3 protein-coding genes are annotated in these 22,646 nt (G+C 42.3%); all 3 read right to left on the minus strand.

Annotated elements, in window-relative coordinates; all coding sequences use genetic code 11:
- Positions 1-142 precede the first annotated feature (142 nt).
- The 3 genes from HWQ38_RS36780 to HWQ38_RS36790 all read right to left on the minus strand — a co-directional run bounded on the left by HWQ38_RS36780 (position 143) and on the right by HWQ38_RS36790 (position 22,645).
- Complete coding sequence (locus HWQ38_RS36780) at positions 143-10,690, minus strand: non-ribosomal peptide synthetase (protein WP_292804309.1); 10,548 nt, start codon at positions 10,688-10,690, stop codon at positions 143-145.
- 104 nt (positions 10,691-10,794) lie between these two features.
- Positions 10,795-15,054, minus strand: coding sequence for a beta-ketoacyl synthase N-terminal-like domain-containing protein (locus HWQ38_RS36785; RefSeq protein WP_292804312.1), 4,260 nt, complete (start codon positions 15,052-15,054; stop codon positions 10,795-10,797).
- Complete coding sequence (locus tag HWQ38_RS36790; protein ID WP_292804315.1) at positions 15,035-22,645, minus strand: non-ribosomal peptide synthetase; 7,611 nt, start codon at positions 22,643-22,645, stop codon at positions 15,035-15,037. The genes HWQ38_RS36785 and HWQ38_RS36790 overlap by 20 nt, the downstream gene beginning before the upstream one ends.
- Between the last annotated feature and the right edge of the window lies 1 nt (position 22,646).

Below are 22,646 nucleotides of genomic sequence, written 5' to 3' on the forward strand. Positions count from 1 at the left end.
TTTTAGAACTAGATTTAATACTATTTTTTCCACACCTGGGATTTAATTTGCTTAAAACTAGCAATCATAATACAATTCCTTACATTTAAAGGGTGTTTACTGACAACGTAGAGACACCAATTTAGCGTCTCTACATAGTTTTTTAGCAAATGTCTATTGATTGGTTTCTTGCTTGTTCAAGAAATTTTTCGAGTTTTTGAACTAGGGTCTGGACATGAGGTGGTGACACCATGTTTAAATGATTACCAGGAACTACAACCGTTTCTATATCTTCCACCACTTCTTTCCAGTGATATTCAAAGTCGGTATCAGTCTCACTGGCTTTAAATAGAACAATTGAGCCTGAGTAATATTGACCTTTGTAATTTTGTACGGCTTGACCGTTGATCTGGGAAATTTTTAGAAGATGGGGAGCTTGATCAAAGTCAAAACCTTCTATAACTACATTTTTCTGTTTAGCTTGTTCTTCGACATAAATTATCTGCTCCTCTGGCTCTAATTGCCGCAGTTCCTCTAAACAGAGGTCTAAACGATCTTTGAATAACTCTACTAATAGAAAAGCATTGTCTATTAGTCCTTTATAACTTAGACAAGGAGGATTAGTATCTATTAGAGCCAACAGAGCTATTTGTTCACCTTGATGGGAAAGTTGTTGAGCCATCTCAAAAGCTACCAAGCCACCAAAAGACCAGCCAGAGAGAAAATAAGGGCCATGAGGTTGAACCGTTTGTAACTCTTGGATATAGTGAGTTGCCATTTGTTCAACGCTAGTATGAGGTTGATTTTCAGGATTTAAACCAAAAGATTGTAGTCCATAGAATGGCTGTTCTGAACTCAAATAATAAGTAAGATGGTGATAGCAAATAACATTCCCCCCACCAGGGTGAACACAGAACAGAGGTGGTTGATTACCATTAGCTTTGATAGGAACTAGGGCAGACCAAGGTAAAGGATCTGTTGAGGAACTCAAGAAATTTGCTAGTTGTTCGATAGTGGGATATTGGAACAAAATAGCTAAAGGTAAATTTATCTGGAAATGTTTTTGAATCTGTGTCATGAGACGAACAGCTAAAAGAGAATGGCCTCCAAGTTCAAAGAAGTTATCTCGGATGCTGACAGGATGAATGCCCAGAATGTCTTCCCAAATTCGTATCAGTTGAAATTCCCAAAGATTTCGGGGTGCGTCAAAGCCTTTTCGCAGTTCCTTTTGAACAAGTTTGTGAGGCGGTCTAACTTGCGGAATTTGATCTGCTGAAATCCTTTCTATCAGTGTTTCAAGGTACTGCTCTGGAAGGTCAACAATGCTGTTCAACAAAGCCTGAAAATGTTCCAGAATCAGGGTTATAGCCGGATTATCATAACGGTATCGGTTGTAGATGATGCGAAACTCTAACTCTGAACTTGGGCTAACTAGAATGGTGAGGGCATATTTGGTTTGCGCCCCTATAGAACGAGCCTGAGGTTGATTCATGTCATAGTTCGCAGACTGTTTTACTGATGAATCGACTGGATGGTTTTGGAAAACCAGAAGACTCTCGTAGAGGGGTAACGATCCGGGTACTTCACTCCATTCGTGAATTTGTCCTTCAGAGCAGTATTCATAATCTCGTTGCGTGAAGCTTTGATCATGGATGTCTCTAAGCCAAGACCAAAGTGATGCTTTGGGAGAAACCAAAAGCCGCATCGGTAAGGTATTAATGAATAGACCTAACATGGATTCAGCCCCCACCAATTCTGAGGGACGACCAGAGAAAGTCGCGCCGAATACCACATCTTCCAGACCGCTATAGCGACTCAACAGCAAAGCCCAAATGCCATGAACTAGAATATTTAAGGTCAAGTGATGTTGCCGTACCAAAGACTGTAAAGCTGCTGTTGCCGAAGCTGTCAAGCGGCTTTTTTGTTCACCATAGCGCTCTTCCTGGGCAGAAAAATTAACAGGTTCAGCTTCTATTCCTAATGGAGTTGGACTTTTGAAACCTTGAAGTTTGCCCCGCCAGAATGCCTCTGCCTGTGACAAATCCTGCTGTTTTAGCCAAACGATATAATCTCTGTAGGGATAGCTGAGTTCCAGTGATAAATCTTGACCTCTGCTAAATGCCTCGTAGAATGTGAAAACCTCCTTGAAGATGAGAGGCACGCACCAGCCATCTGTAAGAATGTGATGAGAAGTCCAGACGAATTGATAGGCATTCGAGCCTACTTGGAAAAGCGCCAAACGCATTAACGGTGGTTCAGTCATCTCGAAACCACGCAGTCGGTCTGCACTGAGATAGGTTTCTAATTTTTCTTGCTGCTGGGACAGAGAAAGTCCGCGCCAATCTTGCTGTTCCAGTGAAATTTTCACTCCCTTCAGTACAACTTGAAGTGGCTCATCTTGATCTTCCCAAATAAAGGCTGTTCTGAAGATCGAGTGGCGATCGACGACACGCTGCCAAGCTTTTTCAAAAGCTAAAGAGTCTAGTTCTTCTTGTAAGTTTAAAATGCACTGCTCAAGATGTATCCCTGACTCAGAAGCAGATAGAGTCTCGAAAAGCATTCCCTGTTGTGAAGGAGAAAGTGGATAAATAGATTCAATGTTTTTAGTTTGTAATCGAGCCAATAATTCATCCAGTTGTAATTGATTTAACTGTACATCTGGAAAATCACTAGGTGTGTATCCTCTATTCTCTGCTAACTGACAATGTTCTATTATTGACCTGATTGCTTGAATATAGCTCTGTGCCAATTTCTCCACTGTGGCACGAGTATGAACATGACCATCGTAAGTCCAATCAATTAGTAATTCACCTTCTACTACCAGAGCATTAATATCCAATAGATGGTCACGAGTTTGCTTTAAACTTTGGCTAGCTCCAGTAGATTCAGGCGCAAATTTCCAACCAGTTTCTGACTGTATTTGGTCAAATTGTCCCAGGTAGTTAAAACTAATTTCTGAAGCGGGAATTGTCTTTATTTGTTCATTAACAGTCGTATCTTTACACAAGTAACGCAATATACCGTAGCCAATCCCACGATTAGGAATCGCTCGTAATTGTTCTTTGATTGATTTGATTATTTCTCCTGGTTGGTTTAATGAAGGTAGTTGCAATAATACGGGAAACAAACTGGTAAACCAACCTACCGTCCGTGATAAGTCTACATCTGCAAATACTTCTTCTCTACCATGTCCTTCTAAGTCAATTAGTACAGTTGAATTTTCCGTCCACTCTGCTATTGAAAGTACTAATGCACTTAGCAGTATATCGTTAATTTGTGTGTTGTAAGCTTCGTTTACTGACAACAGCAGAGTTTGGGTTTCTTCTTGACTTAATTTCACTGACACACAAGCAGCACTACCTACTGTATTTTCTTGTTGAATGTCAGTATAATCTGATGGTAGTGGTGTTATCTTAGACCAAGCTTGGTTCAGCCAATAGTCTAACTCAAGTTTTATAATTTCTGACTGTGCATAATTGTTTAATTTTTCTGACCAATCAATAAATGCTGTTGTTTTCGCACTTAGCTTTGGAGGTTCCTGAGTAATTAGTTGTTGATAAATTCTTTGTAGGTCTGATAATAAAATTCGCCAACTTACACCATCTACTGCTAGGTGATGAATAATAATTAGTAACCTAGCATCACTTTCATTACCCAAGTTAAACATCACCACTTGCATTATCGGCCCTGTTGACAAGTTTAAACTTGCTTGATACTCTGCGGCGATTTTTTCTAGAGCTAGCGGCTGTTCACGTTTGGGCATTGATGATAAATCTACTACGGCAAATGGTATCCTGTCATCTAACCCTTGGTTTATTTGTTTGTATTCAGCTGCAACCGATGTGAATTTTAGACGCAAAGCATCGTGATGCTCTAGTAATTTTTTCAGGGCTATTTCAATTAATTCACTTTGCAGATTATTTGGAATCTGCAATAAAACTGATTGGTTATAATGGTGAGCTTCTGGGCGATTTTGTGCAAAGAACCTTTGTTGAATGGGTGTTAGGGATGCAACTCCAGTCACTATCCCTTGTTTAGACTCAACACTCACTGTTGTATTGGTAACCCTGGCAAGTTCGGCGATGGTTTGGTTTTGGAATATTTGTTTGGGAGTGATTTGTAATCCTGAGTTTTTGGCACGAGAAACTATTTGAATACTCAGGATGGAGTCGCCACCAATTTCAAAGAAGTTGTCGTGGATGCTGACTTTTTCTTTGAGCAGCAATTCTTGCCAGATGTTGGTTAATATTTGTTCTATGGCTGTACGTGGTGCTACGTACTCATGTTCCCGGCTAATTTCCCCATCAGGTGTTGGTAGTGCTTTGCGGTCTAGTTTGCCGTTGGGTGTTAACGGTAGGTTGTCTAAAGTGACAAAGCCACTGGGAATCATGTATTCTGGTAGCTGTTGCTTGAGAAATTGACGCAGTTGGTTGGTGGTGAGCGATTCATCACTCTTGACTACATAAGCAACTAAGCGTTTACTTCGACTTCGCTCAGTACAAGTGTTACCTGGAATATCGTCTGTTACAATAGCTACAGCTTGTTGGATTTGGGGATGGGTGTTGAGGACTGCTTCGATTTCTCCGAGTTCGATGCGGAAGCCGCGAATCTTCACTTGGTTATCGATACGACCAAGGTATTCGATATTACCATTACTCAGGTAACGTGCCAAGTCTCCTGTTTTGTAAAGGCGTTCTGTGGCATCAGAAAAGGGATTTGGGATAAATTTTTCTTGGGTGAGTTCTGGGCGGTTAAGGTAGCCTTTTGCCAAGCACACACCACCAATGTACAATTCTCCTGGCACACCAATGGGAACAGGCTGTAAATAGCTGTCTAGAATATATACAGTCCTGTTAGGCAGAGGACGACCGATAGGCATTTTTTTCAGATTGATGTCTTTACTCAACTGAGGAAGAATTTCAAACAGGGTTGCGGTGATGGTCGTCTCTGTGGGGCCATAGGCGTTGATCAGACGAACACGAGACATTGGGCTTTGTTGCCATTTGGCAACATATTCGGGCAACATTACATCTCCACCAACAATCACAAGTCTCAGTTGGCTGTTGGTATCTAACACTTGTGTTTTAGCCCACTCTTGAGCCAATTGTTGCCAATAAGCTGTTGGGAGATTAACGACAGTCAGTCCAAAATCCGAAATTATTTTTTGGAAGTTTGTCGGAGTCCATACATCTGAACCTCGGAGTACTAAGGCAGCGCCAGCTATTAGTGTAGGAAATATCTGTTCTAATGAGGCATCAAAGTTGATTGAGGCAAACTGGAGTACACGATCGCTATTTCCAAGTCCATAAGCTTGTTGAATAATACAGCAGTGGTTAGCGATCGCGCCATGTGGGATCATCACCCCTTTGGGTCTACCTGTAGAACCAGAGGTATAAATCACATAAGCCAAATTAGTTGCTTGCACACCAGCGCTCAGATTATCCTGACTTGACTGAGAAATAAATTGCCAGTCAGTATCTAAACATACAATTTGCGCTTGATGTTGAGGTAACTTTTCCAGGAGTTGCTGTTGTGTCAGCAGCACTGGAACTTGGGCATCTTCCAGCATAAAGCTCAAGCGTTCTTGAGGATAATCTGGATCAAGTGGCACATAAGCCCCACCCGCCTTGAAAATACCCAGTAGTCCCACCACCATTGAGAGCGATCGCTCTACACACAACCCTACCAGCACATCTGGTTTTACACCCAAAGACTGCAAGTAATGTGCTAACTGGTTAGCGCGACAATTCAACTGTCGGTAAGTCAGTTGTTGATCTTCAAAAACGACTGCTACAGCATCCGGGGTGCGTTCAACCTGCTGCTCAAACAACTGATGGATAAACTTATCACCAGGATAGTCTACTTGAGTGTTGTTCCAATCAACAAGTAACTGTCTTTGTTCAGATGCTGTCAAAAGGGGCAATTGTGAAATTTGCTGCTGCGGGTTAGTAATAATACTTTCCAGCAATGTCACAAAATGACCAGTCATCCGCGCGATCGTGCTGGCATCAAACAAGTCAGTGTTGTACTCCCACACACCCACCAACCCAGTACCTGTACTGAGCGTAGCCGTTGGCGAAGCCTCTGCCTCAGCAGAAGTAGTAGTGTTCTGCATTAGCAAGGTAAGATCAAATTTTGCCGTTGTAGCTTCTGTCATCAATGGAGTAACAGTTAACCCAGTCAGTTCTAATGCAGACATGGGCGCATTTTGCAGAACAAACATTACCTGGAACAGTGGGGTATGGCTGAGATCCCGTTCTGGCTGCAATGCTTCCACAAGCATTTCAAAAGGCAAGTCCTGATGAGCGTAAGCTCCTAAAGCTACTTCTCGAACACGAGTGAGTAATTCACTAAAGCTCGGATTACCTGCCAAGTTGGTACGTATGACTAAATTGTTGACAAAAAAGCCAATTAACCGTTCGCTTTCCAAGCGATCGCGGTTAGCAATGGGAGAGCCAACCAAAATATCTGCCACACCCGTGTAGCGGTAAAGCAATGTATCATAAGCTGCCAACAGTGTCATAAAGAGAGTACAACCTTGCTCCTGGCTCAGTTTTGTCAACCTATCAGTTAACTCAACTGAGAGTGCAAACTCTTGATATGCCCCAGCAAAAGTATGCACAGCAGGTCTTGATCGGTCTGTGGGCAGCGACAACAAAGCTGGTGCATCTTTTAGTTGTTGTTGCCAGTAATTCAATTGGCTTTGCAGTACATCCCCTTGCAACCAGTCTCTTTGCCAGATGGTAAAATCTGCGTACTGAATCGGCAGTGGTGTTAAAGGTGATGGCTGACCTTGAGAATAAGCATTATACAACGCTGCTAGTTCTTGGATAAACACACCCATTGACCAACCATCAGAGACTACATGGTGCATACACACTAACAAGACGTGTTCTGTCTGTGATAGCACTACTAATGTCGCCCTGAATAATGCTTCATTGGCCAGATCAAATGGTTGAATAGCTTGTTGTTGCGCTAATTGCTGTGTAGCTATTTCTTGTTCGCCTAGTGGCAGATATTCGCACTCAAAAACTGAAACTGTCCAATTCGTTTGTGTTTGAATGATTTGTGTTGGTTGTCCATCAACAGTGACGAAATTAGTGCGTAGCGCTTCGTGGCGATGAATAATTTCTTGTAAGCTTTGCTCTAAGGCCGCAACATTAAGAGTTCCTACTAGACGCAAAGCCACAGGAATGTTGTATGAGGGGCTGTTCGGCTCAAACTGGTCTAAAAACCACAAACGCTGTTGAGCAAATGACAGTGGTAAGTCTGTATTCTTAGCTCTTGGTAGAATGGGTGGTGCAGACAGTTGTAAGTTCTGTTGCTGTAACTGCTCAATTGCTTGTGCCAATTCAACTAGTGTTGCTGTGGCAAACAACTCACGCAATGGTAGTTCCACTTTGAAAATGTTGCGGATGCGTGAAACTAGTTGCGTTGCTAGTAGGGAGTGTCCTCCTAATTCAAAGAAGTTGTCATAAATCCCCACTGGTTCTACTTTCAGCACTTGCGCCCAAATTTGTGCCAACAGTTCTTCAATCTGAGTACGTGGGGCTACATATTTATCTGTGATTTCGCTGTATGAATCTGGTTCCGGCAAAGCACGGCGGTCTACCTTACCACTAGGAGTTAGTGGCAAGGACTCCAAAATGACAAAAACATTCGGTACCATGTACTCTGGCAGCTTTTCTTTGAGGAATTGCCGCAGTTCGCTAATTGTGGGTATACAGTCCTGATGTGCTACTACGTAAGCGACTAGACGTTTACTTCGACTTCGCTCAGTACAAGTATCACCGGGAGTGTCTTCGCGGGGGATGATACAACATCCTTCCACATCTTCATGCTGGCTTAGTACTGCTTCAACTTCTCCTAACTCAATGCGGAAACCACGTATTTTTACTTGGTTGTCGATACGTCCTAAGTATTCGATATTGCCATCTGGTAAGTGGCGTACTAAATCCCCAGTTTTATATAATCTTCTGCCTTCTACCTTCTCAAACGGATTGGAGATAAATTTTTCTTGTGTTAACTCTGGACGGTTGAGGTAGCCTCGTGCCAAACAGACACCACCAATGTATAACTCTCCTAGCACACCAATAGGTACAGGCTGTAAATATTTATCTAAAATATGAATTTGTGTATTGGCAATTGGCTGTCCAATCGGAGGAAGTAACGGCCAAGTGTCCACTGAATTAGTCAGTGTAAAAGTAGTGACTACATGGGTTTCCGATGGCCCATAATGATTGTGCAAAGTACAATCATTTAATTTGCTGAACAGTTGAGATATAGCCGGAGTAATCTGCAACTGTTCCCCAGCAGTAATAATTTCCCTCAGATGACTATTAACTAACTCACTATCAACAGCGACTTCAGCTAGTTGTTGTAATACAACAAAGGGAACAAATAGTCTCTCAATAGCTTTTTCTTCGAGGAAACCTAACAAACCTGCTGGATCTCGGCGTAGTTCCTCTGTAATTAAGAACAATGTGCCTCCCGAAAACCAGGTAGTGAATATTTCTTGGAAGGAGACATCAAAGCTAATAGGGGCAAATTGCAGGGTTTTTGCTCCAGTAGAAATTGTATTATTTTGAAGTTGCCATAAGATCAGATTGCAAAGAGCAAGCTGATTAAGGGCTACGCCTTTAGGTTTACCAGTAGAACCAGAGGTATAAATTACATAAGCTAAGTTATTAACTTGTACGCTAGAGATAAGATTTTCCTGACTGAATTGAGAAAACAGTCCAGCGTCAGTATCTAAGCAAACAATTTTTGCTTGATGGTCAGGTAGTCTGTCAACGAGTGACTGCTGGGTGAGCAATACTGAAACTTGAGCATCTTCTAACATGAAAGCCAAACGCTCTTGAGGATAGTTTGGATCAAGTGGCAGATATGCCCCACCTGCCTTAAGAATCCCTAATAGTCCTACGACCATTTCTAAGGAACGCTCAACACATAACCCAACTAACACATCGGCTTTCACACCCAAAGACTTTAGATAATGGGCTAACTGGTTAGCACGACAGTTCAATTCATAGTAGGTCAGTTGTTGATTGCCAAACTCCACCGCCACTGCATCGGGTGTACGCCCAACCTGCTCCTCAAATAACTGATGGATAGATTTATCACGGGGATAATCTACCTGAGTATTGTTCCACTCTACTAACAACTGCTGTTGCTCAACTTGTGTCAGCAGGGGCAATTGGGAAATTTGCTGCTGTGGGTTGGCAATAACACCTTCTAGCAAGGTCACAAAATGACCTGCCATCCGCTCTATCGTGCCAGAGTCAAACAAGCTTGTATTATATTGCCACGCAGCTATCAGCCCAGAGGTAGTATTTTTAATGAATAAAGTTAAATCAAACTTGGCAGTTGTCCTTTCTGTTCCGAATGAACTGACAGTTAGCCCAGGCAGTTCTATCTCAGATATGGGCGCATTTTCGAGGACAAACATCACTTGAAACAGTGGTGTATGGCTGAGGTTTCGTTGTGGCTGCAATGCTTTTACCAATTCCTCAAAGGGGAGGTCTGGATGAGTGTAAGCTAAGAGCATCACCTGCCGCACTCGACTGAGCAACTGCTGAAAACTGGGGTTGCCTGACAAATCGGTACGTAGCGCTAAAGTGTTGACAAAAAAGCCAATTAACCCTTCAAGTTCCAAGCGATCGCGTTTAGCAAGAGGTGTACCTACTACAATATCATCCGAGCCTGTATAGCGATAAAGTAAGGTAACAAATGCTGCGAACAGCGTCATGAATAGTGTAGCTCCCTCTTGCCTACTGAAATTGGCGATCGCTTCAGTCAGTTCCTCTGAAAATTCGACACTTTGGATTGCGCCCTGGAAAGTTTGAATGGCTGGTCTTGGTCTGTCTGTGGGTAATTCTAGAAAGGTAGGAGCGTTTTTGAGTAGTTGCTTCCAATAATCCAGCTGCGTTTGCAGTACTTCTGTTTGCAACCATTGCCGTTGCCAAATAGCAAAGTCGGCATACTGAATTGGTAGCTCTGGTAGCTCTGGTGGGAAGTTATTGCAGAGTGCTGAGTAAATGGTTGCTAACTCCTGCATCAATACGCCCATTGACCAAGCATCGAAGACAATGTGGTGAAATGTTAGTAACAAGACGTGTTCTACCTCTGTGAGTTTAAGCACAGAAGCTCGGATTAAACCAGAGTTAGCAAGGTCAAAGGGTCGAATAGCTTCTGCCGTAGCTAATTGCTGGCAAGCGATTTCTCTTTCACTTTCAAGTAGCTCTATTAGGTCTACTACTGACAAATTTAAGGTTAAGCTTTCAGCAATTACCTGAACTGGCTGTTCGTTGAAGGTGCGGAAGTTGGTACGTAAGGCTTCGTGGCGAGAGATAATTTTGTTGAGGCTTTGTTCTAGTGCCACGACGTTCAACTTACCATGAAGTTTTAGAGCTACTTGTTCGTTATAAAAGGGGTTATCTGGTTCCAACTGGTTTAATAACCAGAGTCGTTCTTGAGCAAAAGACAGAGGTAAATTCTGAGGAGGCTCGGCTTTAATCAGGGGTAAATCTGTACAATTGTCCGCATTTTCCTGGTGCAGCAACAAGATAAGTTCTGTTTTATGCTTAGTTAATAAGTCACGAGTTTCTGGTGTCAATACTCCCTTTGGAGCATCAACGCACAAGCGATTGCCTTCAACCCACAACTCCACATCCTGATGAGAGAGTTCTACTACAAATTGCTTGAGATTCATAGAATCATATCCTTCATATTGTCAACGAATTCAGCAGAATGTGTGAGCTAATCACAACTTATTTGGTAAGGTTCAATATTTGTAGAAAAACTTTTCCATCTTGCTCATATTTCTATTTTTTCTCTACCAATTGCACCTGTCTTAGTATTTTGTTTTAGTTGTTGTTTTTCTAGCCTTGGTGCTATTTCAGCTATTGTGGGAGATTCAAACATACTTGCTACAGTTAATTTAATAGAAAAAGTTTTTCGCAATCGGGATAAAACTTGAACAGCTATTAAGGAATCTCCTCCTAATTCCAAAAAATTATCATCTATTCCTACCTGTTTAATTCCTAATAATTCTTGCCAAATATCGGCAATTTTTTGCTCAATTTCATCACGGGGAGCTATATATGAATTTGGCAAACTAGGTCTGGAGTGGAGTGCAGATAATTTTTCTAGCTGAAGAACATCTGGCTTTCTTTGTAATGAAATCTCTGATTTGGGGTCAGTCTCTTTTTGCCCAGATTTTGCACTAAATGCGGCTGACGCAGAAGCAACAGCCATAATAATTTGATGCTCAAACGCTTCAGTTTCGGGAAACGCAGCAACTTGAACAAAATCCTGAGTGCGTAATGCTTCAAACCACTGTTCTTTGATGATAAAAGGCTGACCTGGGCTGCGTCTTTTATCGTCTAAAGGTTTCAACAGCAGACCCCAACTAATATCAAAGTCTATTTTCGGTTGAGTTATTTCCCACAGTAAGAGGAAGCCACCAGGAGCTAATAAAGAGCGTACATGGTGGAGTGTTTGATCTATGTTCTGAGTTGCGTGCAACACATTAGAAGCTATGACTACATCAAAGCTGTACTTCTCAAATCCTTGCTCAGTTGGGGATTTGTCTATGTCTAGTAATCGATATTCAATAAATGGATAGTCGTTAAACTTCTGTTGCGCTTGAGTCAGGAAACCGCTACCAATATCAGTAAAAGTATAGTTGGTTTGTTTGGGCGGCAACACAGGTAATAATGCTTGCGTAGACATACCAGTACCCCCACCGATTTCCAGAACTCTCAGGTGAACGGATGATGGCAATGACTTGACTACCTGTTCTAAGCTTGAGCGCAAGATAGAGTTGTAGTAAGTATTTAAGGTAGATTCTGAATGTGAACTGTTGTTTTCTTTTTGGTAAATCAGTTCATTGAAAATCTCTAATGGTTCTTGTTCACCAACAACAATAGCAGCTAAATTTTCACCACAGCGTTGCACTAAATCTAAATCTACTAAAGATGAAACAGCGAACCTCGCTCTGACTTCTTCTAAGTGTACATTAATATAATCTTGTGAACATGGCACTAGCTTGGTGAATAACCCCTCATGTTGCTGTAGTTGTCCTTGTTCCACCAATATTTGCAACCATCTAGACAACAATTGCTGATAGCGGGGAGAAATATGGCATTGCGCTAACAAATTCTCTAAAGAATACTTTTGTTGAGGATTGCTAAAAGCCCCTAATTGGTTGAATGCAGAGTTGATATAAGCTGTACATAAACGATCCAACCACTGTCTATTCTCTTGATATGTTAACTCGTTGAATTCTGCATTTCTCACACTTGCTTGCTTTTGACCTGCTTGTGTAAGCGATGTCCACAATTGTGATGTTGTGGGTAAGATTTGCAACTGTCCCCAAGCTGCTTTTTGTGGGGGGTCAATCCAATAACGTTGGCGTTCAAAGGGATAAGTCGGTAAGGGAAGACGGTAATATTCATCCTGACTATAGAATCCAAACCAATCTACTTTGACCCCAGTCAACCAGAGTTGACCTAATGTATTGAATAAAACACGAGTATCGGATTGCTTTTCTTGAGGATGACGTACCGAAGTCAAGACCGTTTGTGCAGATGCTTTGTCTGGATGCCTTTTAACTAATGTAGTTAGTGTATGTCCTGGCCCCACCTCTAGTAAGACTTGCTCTGGTGTTGCCAATAATTTCTCGACACCTTGGGCAAACAGCACTGTGGAACGCAGATGTTGAGCGTAGTAGTCAGGATTTGTGGCTTGTGTGACTGTAATCCAAGTACCAGTGAGGTTGGAGATATAAGGAAGTTTGGGGGGATTTAAAGTAACTTTTTTGACTCGTTCTGCAAATGCCTCTAAGATTGGTTCCATCATGTGGGAATGGAAGGCATGGGAAGTATGCAGACGGCGACATTCAATACCTTGAGCAGCAAGCTGATTTTGTAGTGCCTCTACTGCTGCTATGGAACCGGAAACTACACACTGCGAAGGTTGATTAATCCCTGCAATAGACAGTTCTTGACCTAATAAGGATTTTATCTTGTCTGCGGGCAAGGGAATTGAAAGCATTGCCCCAGTGGGCAGTTGCTGCATCATCTGTCCGCGTGCTGCTACCAGAGATAAGGCATCTTCTAGGGAAAAAACTTCTGCTAGAGTTGCTGCTACATACTCGCCAATACTATGACCGATCGCAGCTTGTGGCTCCACTCCATAAGACTGCCATAATTTAGCTAGGGCGTATTCAATTACAAAAATAGCAGGTTGAGCAATTTCTGTCTGTTGAAGTTGCTTTGATACTTCATCAATATTTTCTTCGCTGGGGTAAATAATATGACGTAAATCTAGCCCTATTAGAGGTTTAAGAACTTCTGAGCAATAATCAACTTGTTCTTTAAATACTGTTTCCGCTTCGTAAATTTCCCGCGCCATGTTGACATACTGGGAACTTTGACCGGGAAACATAAAGACAACAGGCCGTTCTGTAATCTCTGTATAGTTGGTAAAAACTTGTTGGGCTGCTACACTGCTAAGAGCTTCGACAGCATTTTCTAAGTCTTGACAAATTAACATCCGTCGGTGATTAAAACCCCGGCGACCACTATTGAGGGTATAAGCTACATCACCTAAGTTTAGTTCTGGATGCTCTTTTAAATGCGTGATTAAATTAGCTGTTGCCTTCTCAAGTGCATTCTCACTTTTAGCTGATAAACACAACACTAAATATTTACTTTTGAATTTTGACTTTTGACTTTTGACTTCTAAAGGTGCTTCTTCTAAAATGACATGAGCATTAGTACCTCCGATACCAAAAGAACTAACTCCAGCGCGGCGAGGGGTGTTATTTGTTTTCCATTCTCTCAGGCTTGTATTGACATAAAAAGGACTATTAGCAAAATCAATTTTGGGGTTAGTTGTCTCGAAGTGCAAACTAGGAGGCAGCATTTTATGTTGCAGTGCTAATACCGTCTTAATCAAACCTGCGACCCCTGCTGCTGTATCCAAATGTCCGAAGTTGGTTTTTACCGAACCAATAGCGCAGAAGCCTTTTTTATCTGTAGTTTGACTAAAAGCTTGAGTTAGAGCTGCAATTTCAATTGGATCTCCTAAAGGTGTAGCTGTGCCATGAGCTTCGATGTAGGAGATTGTTTCGGCATCTACACCAGCTAAAGTTTGAGCTTCGCTAATGACTGCTGCCTGACCACTGATACTAGGAGCAGTGTAGCCGACTTTTATTGCACCATCATTATTGCTCGCCGAGCCTTTAATGATTGCATGAATGTAGTCGCGATCTGCGATCGCATCCTTTAATCTTTTCAATACCACGATACCAGCACCGCTACCGGCAATTGTTCCTTGAGCTTTAGCATCAAAGGCACGGCAATGTCCATCAGGAGAAAGAATCATTCCCTCTTGATGCAAATAACCCATTTTCTGAGGAATGCTGATAGAAACTCCACCAGCTAAAGCCATGTCACATTCACAATTTAATAGACTTTGGCAAGCTAAATGAACAGCGACCAAAGAAGTAGAGCAGGCAGTTTGTACATTCACTGCCGTCCCAGTCAAATTGAGTTTATATGCAACTCGTGTCGGCAAGAAATCTTTATCGCTAGAAATTATTAATTGCAGTGGGTCAACTGTCTCTAATAATTGATGATGAGGGTAGAGATTGTTGATAAGATATCTATTCATTCCTACACCACCATAAACCCCTATTAATCCATTATAGGTATGTGGATCATAACCAGCTTTTTCTACAGCTTCCCAAGCCAATTCTAAAAAGAGACGTTGTTGTGGATCTATTAACTCAGCTTCTTTAGCGCTATAAGCAAAGAAATTTGCATCAAACAATTCAATGTCTGATAAAACAGCACTAGCTTTTACATAATCAGGATTATTCAATAAATCTAGAGAAACACCAGAATTTATCAATTCTTCATCCGTTAGAACTGATACAGATTCTACGCCATCTCGTAAATTCTGCCAAAAACATTCAATATCTTTTGCTCCTGGAAATCTACCAGAGACAGCAATTATTGCTATTTCAGAATTATTGAACTCATTACTATTAACTAAATTTACTGTCATTTTTACCTCTTCTTTGAGAAAGATACTGCTGTCTAAGTTTTAATTGTTGATTTCTGAAAGCTTTACTTTCACTGGTAGATTGAGCGCGAGAAGTAATTTCTTTTAATGTATTTTCCTGATGAAAATCAGTACTTAAATATTGGCTTAAACTATATATGTTTGGATAATTAAACATATCCAATATTGATACTTCTAAGCCAAATTCCTCTTGCAATTGTTGATTAATCCGTACTAGTAGTAACGAATGACCTCCTAGCTCGAAGAAATTATTGTAAATTCCTACCTTTTCTACTGCTAATGCTTTTTGCCAAATGCCAGCAATGATTTTTTCTAATTCTGTATTTGGCATTACATAATCTGATAGTTCCTGTTGTATATCTGGAGCAGGCAAAGCACGACGGTTTACTTTGCCGTTGGGTGTTAAGGGTAAGGACTCCAGTATCACAAAAGCAGTTGGCACCATATACCCAGGCAGTTTCTTTCCAAGAAAGTGACGTAGTTCGTCCGTTGTGGGCGTGACCTCTTTTTGCGGCACTACATAAGCGACCAAGCGCTTATTACCTGGAGTTTCTTCACGAGCAATGACACAACATACTTGCACATCATCATGTTGCCCCAGCAATGCTTCGATTTCTTCTAACTCGATGCGGAAGCCCCGAATTTTTACCTGATCGTCAATGCGTCCCAGGTATTCTATGTTGCCATCCGGTAAATAACGTGCTAAATCCCCAGTTTTATATAATTTACTCCCTTCTACTTCCTCAAACGGATTAGAGATGAATTTCTCAGTTGTTAGATCGGGGCGGTTGAGATAGCCTTTTGCCAACCCAACACCAGCAATATGTAACTCTCCTGGCACACCAACAGGAACTGGTTGCAGATTGCTATCTAATATGTAAACCTGTGTATTAGCGATCGCTCTCCCAATGTTCGGTGATATTTTATCTTGTTCCTTGGCAACTACCACCCCAGAAGTTGTAACAACAGTATTCTCAGTTGGGCCATAGTTATTTACCACTTGGAAGGGGATTGAATCTGATGGATACTGATGAAGCTTATCTCCTCCAGTCAGTATGCAACGCAAAGCCAAATTTTCAGTTGGCCATTGCAAAGACAATAACTCCTGTGCTAGTGGTGTTGGCAGAAAACTAACAGTAATCTTCTTTAAAATTAACCAGTCTCGTAGGTTCACTAGCGAGCTAAGAAGCTGAGATTTGACTAAATAGATACTTGCTCCTGCCGTTAGGTAAGGCCATAATTCCCATACCGCAGCATCAAATGCTGTTTTAGCTAATTGAGTGGCTTTGTCTAATGAAGTGATGTTAAAAGCTCTGTTGTGCCAGAACACCAAATTTAATAATCCTTGATGGGCAATCAGTACTCCCTTGGGTTGACCTGTAGAACCGGAGGTATAAATCACATAAGCCAAATTAGTTGCTTGTGCCTCTGTGATTAGATTATCCTGACTTAGCTGAGAAATCATCTGCCAGTCAGTATCCAAACAAACAAGCTGTGCTTGATGTTGGGTCAGTCTATCAACGAGTCTTTGCTGGGTCAGCAACACTGGAACTTGAGCATCTTCTAGCATAAAGCGCAAACGCTCAGTCGGATACTCCGGGTCAAGTGGCACATAAGCCCCACCCGCCTTCAGAATACCTAGTAGTCCCACCACCATTTCTATTGAGCGTTCCACACAAATGCCTACTAGCAGATCTGCTCCCACTCCCAAAGACTTGAGGTAGTGCGCCAACTGGTTAGCGCGACAATTCAATTGGTGGTAAGTAAGTTGTTGATCTTCAAACACCACTGCTACAGCATCGGGTGTACGCTGAACTTGCTCCTCAAACAACTGATAAATACACTTATCAGAAGGATAATCTACTTGAGTATCATTCCATTCCACTAATAACTGCTGTTGTTCAACTGCTGTCAACAGTGGCAATTGTGAGATTTGCTGTTCTGGGTTAGCAATAATACCTTCAAGTAATGTCACAAAATGACCAGTCATTCGCTCAATGGTACTAGCATCAAACAAGTCAGTGTTGTACTCCCAAAAACCCACCAGCCCAGTGGCCGTATTCTGCATTAACAAACTTAAATCAAACTTTGCCGTTGCGCCTTCTGTTATCAATGGAGTGACAGTCAACCCAGTCAACTCTACTTGAGATGTGGACGCATTCTGGAGGGCAAACATTACCTGGAATAGTGGTGTATAGCTGAGATCGCGTTCTGGCTGCAATGCTTCTACCAGCATTTCAAAAGGCAAGTTCTGATGAGCATACGCGGACAATGCTACTTCTCGAACGCGACCCAGTAATTCGCTAAAACTGGGATTACCTGCCAAATCTGTACGCATGACTAAGGTATTGACAAAAAAGCCAATTAACTCTTCTATTTCACTGCGATCGCGGTTAGCAATGGGAGACCCCACCAATATATCTTCTTGTCCTGTGTAACGGTAAAGTAAAGTATCAAACGCTGCCAACAGCGTCATGAATAAAGTCACCCCTTGTTGTTGACTCAGTTGTGTCAAGCCACTGGTTAGCTCCTTTGAGAGTGCAAACTGTTGATATGCTCCGTTGTCAGTCTGCACAGATGGTCTAGGTCGGTCTGTGGGTAGGGACAATAAAGCTGGTGCGTTTGCCAGTTGTTGTTGCCAGTAACTTAGTTGGCTTTGTAAAACATCTCCTTGTAACCAGTTTCGCTGCCAAATTGCGAAATCTGCGTACTGAATCGGCAGTGGTGCTAATGGTGACGGCTGGCCTTGAGAGTAAGCATTGTACAGTGCTGCTAGTTCTTGAACAAACACACCCACTGACCAGCCATCAAAGACAATGTGGTGCATACACACTAATAAGGCGTTTTCTGTCTGAGACAGCACTAGCAATGTCGCCTTAACTAATGGTTCAGTTGCCAGGTTAAAAGGTTGAATAGCTTGTTGTTGCGCTAATTTCTGTATTGCAATTTCTTGTTCAGTTGTGGATAAATACTTGAAGTCAACAATTGATACTTTCCAATTCGCTTGTATTTGGATAACTTGAGTTGGTTTTCCATCAACCTTAATGAAGTTAGTACGTAATGCCTCGTGGCGATGAATAATTTCTTGTAAGCTTTGTTGTAGCGCCGCAACTTCGAGAGTTCCGACTAGACGCAAAGCTACAGGTACGTTGTAAAAGGCGCTTAGAGGCTGTAACTGGTCTAAAAACCACAAACGCTGTTGAGCAAATGATAGTGGTAATTCAGCATCACTTGCCCTTGCTAAGATAGGTGATGTAGACAGTTCTAAGTTTTGTTGTTGTAACTGCTTAATCTCTTGTGCGAATTTGGCAACCGTTGTTGCTGCAAACAGACTATGCAGTGGTAATTCTAATTTGAAAATGTTGCGGATGCGTGAGAGCAATTGGGTCGCTAATAGCGAGTGTCCCCCTGATTCAAAGAAGTTATCATGAATGCCAACTCGCTCTACTTTGAGAACTTGTGCCCAAATTTGTGCCAGTATTTCCTCAATGGGTGTGCGTGGAGCGACATATTTTTCTAGCAGTGTGCTGTCTAAGTCTGGTTTTGGTAGGGCGTTGCGGTCTACTTTGCCGTTGGGAGTCAGGGGTAAGGATTCTAGCAGCACAAAACCACTTGGCACCATGTACTCTGGTAACTTCTTTTGTAGGCAGTGGCGAACCTCACTGAGTAATGAACTCACATTGATCCAGGTCGGTTTTACATAATCACTGACTAACCCGCTACCAGGGTCTTCTGGGAGGGACTGGTTTATAGATGGTCGTCTAGCATAAATATTGTAGAGTACAGTATCTTCTAGTAAAGCATCCTGCTCAATAGTTAGGTCGTATCCATGTTTTTTCAGCAGGGCTGTAATCTCCTCCAACCTGCCATTGATGTTATGAACCTCTACAACTATCTGCTTAATCTTTTGCCAATCTTCTTGCTGGATGCCTGAGAACACATCCTGCTCACTTTTCTCCACGTCGATTTTCAGCAAATCGATTTTCTCAACGCCATACTCCCCAATCACATCAGAAATTGTTCTTAACTGGCAAGTGAATTGCTGACTCTGCAATCTTTCTGCTAGCAGTTCATCAATTGCCTGACTAGATACTTCTGTCTCATTTTCTACAATATTTTGTTGTTTGAGCAAAAAGGATTTAACTACCTCTCGCTCTTGAGCAGTATCAGCAAAGCGCCCTGAAATGACCGAAATTTGAGGATAATATGTAAAGGTATCACTCTTTGTCTCGCTGGAAAGACCAAAATTAAATAGCTTCACATTTAAGCCATAGTTCTCAGTATTTATGCGTAGTAGGTCAAAAACAGGCGGAATTGGCTCAAATGCGTAAATAGAAACATCTTTACATATTTGACCCATAAAGAGTGTGAACAGGCCGATATTGGCACCCACATCAAAAATGCAATCCCCTTCATTAATAGTGATGCCGTGCTTTAAATAAGTCTGTTCTTCCCAAAGTTCTTTGTAGACGAATTCTGTCTCGTTTTTATTCAGATGGGCAACCATCATGCCATTCGGCAACTTATAGAGTAACTCTTTACTAGACAGGCTTTTATTTTGAAAACGAAGTAGTTGTAAAATTGGAAAAGCATATTTTTGGTCAGGGACAATATAAGCTACTAGACGCTTATTGCCAGGATCGTCCTCTCGCGCGATTACAATAGTTTCCCCCACGGCCAAGTGTTGTGTTAGCGCCGCCTCGATTTCTCCAAGTTCGATGCGGAACCCGCGAATTTTCACTTGCTGGTCAATGCGCCCTAAATACTCTAACTCGCCATTGGGCAAATAACGCGCCAAGTCCCCTGTTTTATATAGTCGCGCTTTGTCGTAGTTGCTAAAAGGATGAGAGATAAACCGTTGTTGTGTCAGTTCGACACGATTGAGATAACCACGCGCTACCCCAGCACCACCAACGTACATCTCACCAGAAACGCCAATCGGTACTGGCTGTTTATGTTCATCTAGCACATACACTTGTAAGTCGGGAATTGGACGACCAATTACACTTGCTGTACCATGCAAATCGACTTTGCTTAAGGGACGATAGGTAACGTGTACAGTAGTTTCTGTAATCCCGTACATATTTACTAACTGGGGCAACTGGTCGCCGTGACGTTCAAACCAAGGTTGCAAACTCGACAGTTCTAAAGCTTCCCCACCGAAAATTACTAGGCGCAAGTTCAAGTCGCCAGTAGTTGCGATTGACTGTTCAGCTTGAATTAACTGGCGGAAAGCTGAAGGTGTTTGATTGAGAATTGTGACTTTTTCTTGACACAATAACTCATAGAAGGATTCGGGCGATCGCGTCACTAAATATGGCACTACTACCAGTCGTCCACCATACAGCAATGCCCCCCAAATTTCCCATACTGAGAAGTCGAACGCATAAGAGTGGAACATTGTCCACACATCTTTAGCGCTAAAGTTGTACCAAGAGTTTGTCGCTGCAAACAAACGAGCCACATTAGAGTGATTGACTAAAACGCCTTTAGGCTTACCTGTAGAACCAGAAGTGTAAATTACATAAGCTAGGTTATCAGGTGTGGCAGTGTTTTCCAGATTTGAATCATTGTTTTGAGCAATTTTTTCCCAATCGATATCTAAGCAAACGACACGCGCCTGATGTTTGGGCAGAGATTCTACTAATTGCTGTTGGGTTAAAAGTAACGATACTTGAGCATCTTCTAACATAAAGCTCAAGCGGTCTTGGGGATACTCTGGGTCAAGTGGCAGATATGCCCCACCCGCCTTGAGAATACCAAGTAGTCCTACCACCATTGAGAGCGATCGCTCCACACACAACCCGACCAGCACATCGGCTCCCACACCTAATGAGCGCAAGTAATGTGCCAATTGATTTGCACGAGTATTTAATTGCTGGTAAGTCAATTGTTGATCTTCAAATACAACTGCTACAGTATCCGGGGTACGCTCTACCTGCTTCTCAAATAACTGATGGATACACTTATTAGAGGAATAGTCTACTTCAGTGTTGTTCCACTCCACCAACAATTGATGACGTTCTGCGATCGTCAACAGTGGTAATTCTGCAATTGGCGCTTTAGGATTGACAATAATTGCTTGTAGTAAAGTTTGAAAATGTTGGGCTATGCGAGTAATTGTCGTTGCATCAAATAAATCAGCACTGTAATTCCAAATACCCTCCAGACATCCTGAAACTTCCCAGTAGTGAACTTCCAGGTCAAACCTGACCATTTCATCAATTGGCAAGGATATGTCCTGGATAGTTAAACCTGGCAAATCCCAACAAGACTGTAGGGTGTTATGGAGGGAAAACATTACCTGTAGCAAGGGATTACGACTCAAATCTCGTTCTGGCTGTAGCTTTTCTACCAACATCTCAAAAGGCAAGTCCTGGTGGGCGTAGGCTGACAATGTGGTTTGCCGCACTTGCGCTAAGAAGTCAGCAAAGCTGGGGTTGCCAGAGAGATCGCCCCTTAATGCTAGGGTATTAGTAAAAAAACCTATTAGCTGCTCGATGCTCTTGTTGTTGCGGTTAGCGATCGGTGAGCCAACAACAATATCTAACTGACCACTGTAACGAGAGAGCAAGACCAAAAAAGCGGCCAGTAAAGTCATAAACAATGTTGCGTCTGACTCTTGGCTCAACTGCTTGAGGCGTTGTGTGAGGTCGCGATCGAGTTGAAAACGCTCAATTCTACCCCGGAAACTCTGCACTGGGGGACGTGGTTTATCAGTAGGCAGTTCTAGTACACCAGAGACACCTGCTAACTGTTGCTGCCAGTAATTCAGTTGGCGTTCCAGGACAACGCCAGTTAGCCACTGGCGTTGCCAAACTGCAAAGTCAGCATACTGGATAGGTAATTCAGATAGTGGGTTGGGCAATCTTTGAGCGAAAGCTGCATACAACTGGGATAACTCACGTTTGAAGATGTCCAAAGACCAGCCATCGTAGATGATGTGGTGCATCTTTAAGAGCAGTACATATTCCTGGTTACTTAGTTGGAGTAGAGTGAATTGTACTAAGGGGTCAACAGCTAGATTAAAGGGCTTGGACGCAAAAAACTTCGCTATTTGTTGAATCCGATCAGTTTGCTCCTGGACTGACAATCCCTGCAAGTTATGGATTGGCAAAGTGAAGGTAGTGGGAGGAGCAATGACCTGAACAGGTTGTCCGTCTACGGTAGGAAAAGTAGTTCTTAAGATTTCATGGCGGCGAATGAGTTCACTAAAACTTTGTTCCAGTGCAATTATATTCAGCGAGCCATGTAGCCTCTGAGCATCCAGGAAATTATAAGAACGACTGTCGGGTGACAAATGGTGCAGAAAGCAGAGTCGCTGTTGGCCAAAAGACAGTGTTAGCTCACCGTCTCGTGGCACTCTTTGAATGGGCAACTGATGAGAAGTCTTAGCCTGCTTTGCTTGCTGTAAAAACAGCATAATTTCTGTTTTACGCCCAGTTATTTCCTGAAGTAGCATTGGAGTTAACACCCCTTCAGGTGCATGACAGCGCAAGCGATCGCCATTAGCCTCTAGGTTAATATTCAAGTTACTCAGGCGATCGAGGAATTCAATAATGCTGTTAGTCATG

It is taken from the genome of Nostoc sp. NMS7 (assembly GCF_017115085.1).
GTDB lineage: Bacteria > Cyanobacteriota > Cyanobacteriia > Cyanobacteriales > Nostocaceae > Nostoc.

Coding starts and splice junctions, on each gene's coding strand:
- HWQ38_RS36780 (WP_292804309.1), bottom strand. CDS start 10,690: ATGAATCTCAAGCAATTTGTAGTAGAACTCTCTCATCAGGATGTGGAG.
- HWQ38_RS36785 (WP_292804312.1), bottom strand. CDS start 15,054: ATGACAGTAAATTTAGTTAATAGTAATGAGTTCAATAATTCTGAAATA.
- HWQ38_RS36790 (WP_292804315.1), bottom strand. CDS start 22,645: ATGACTAACAGCATTATTGAATTCCTCGATCGCCTGAGTAACTTGAAT.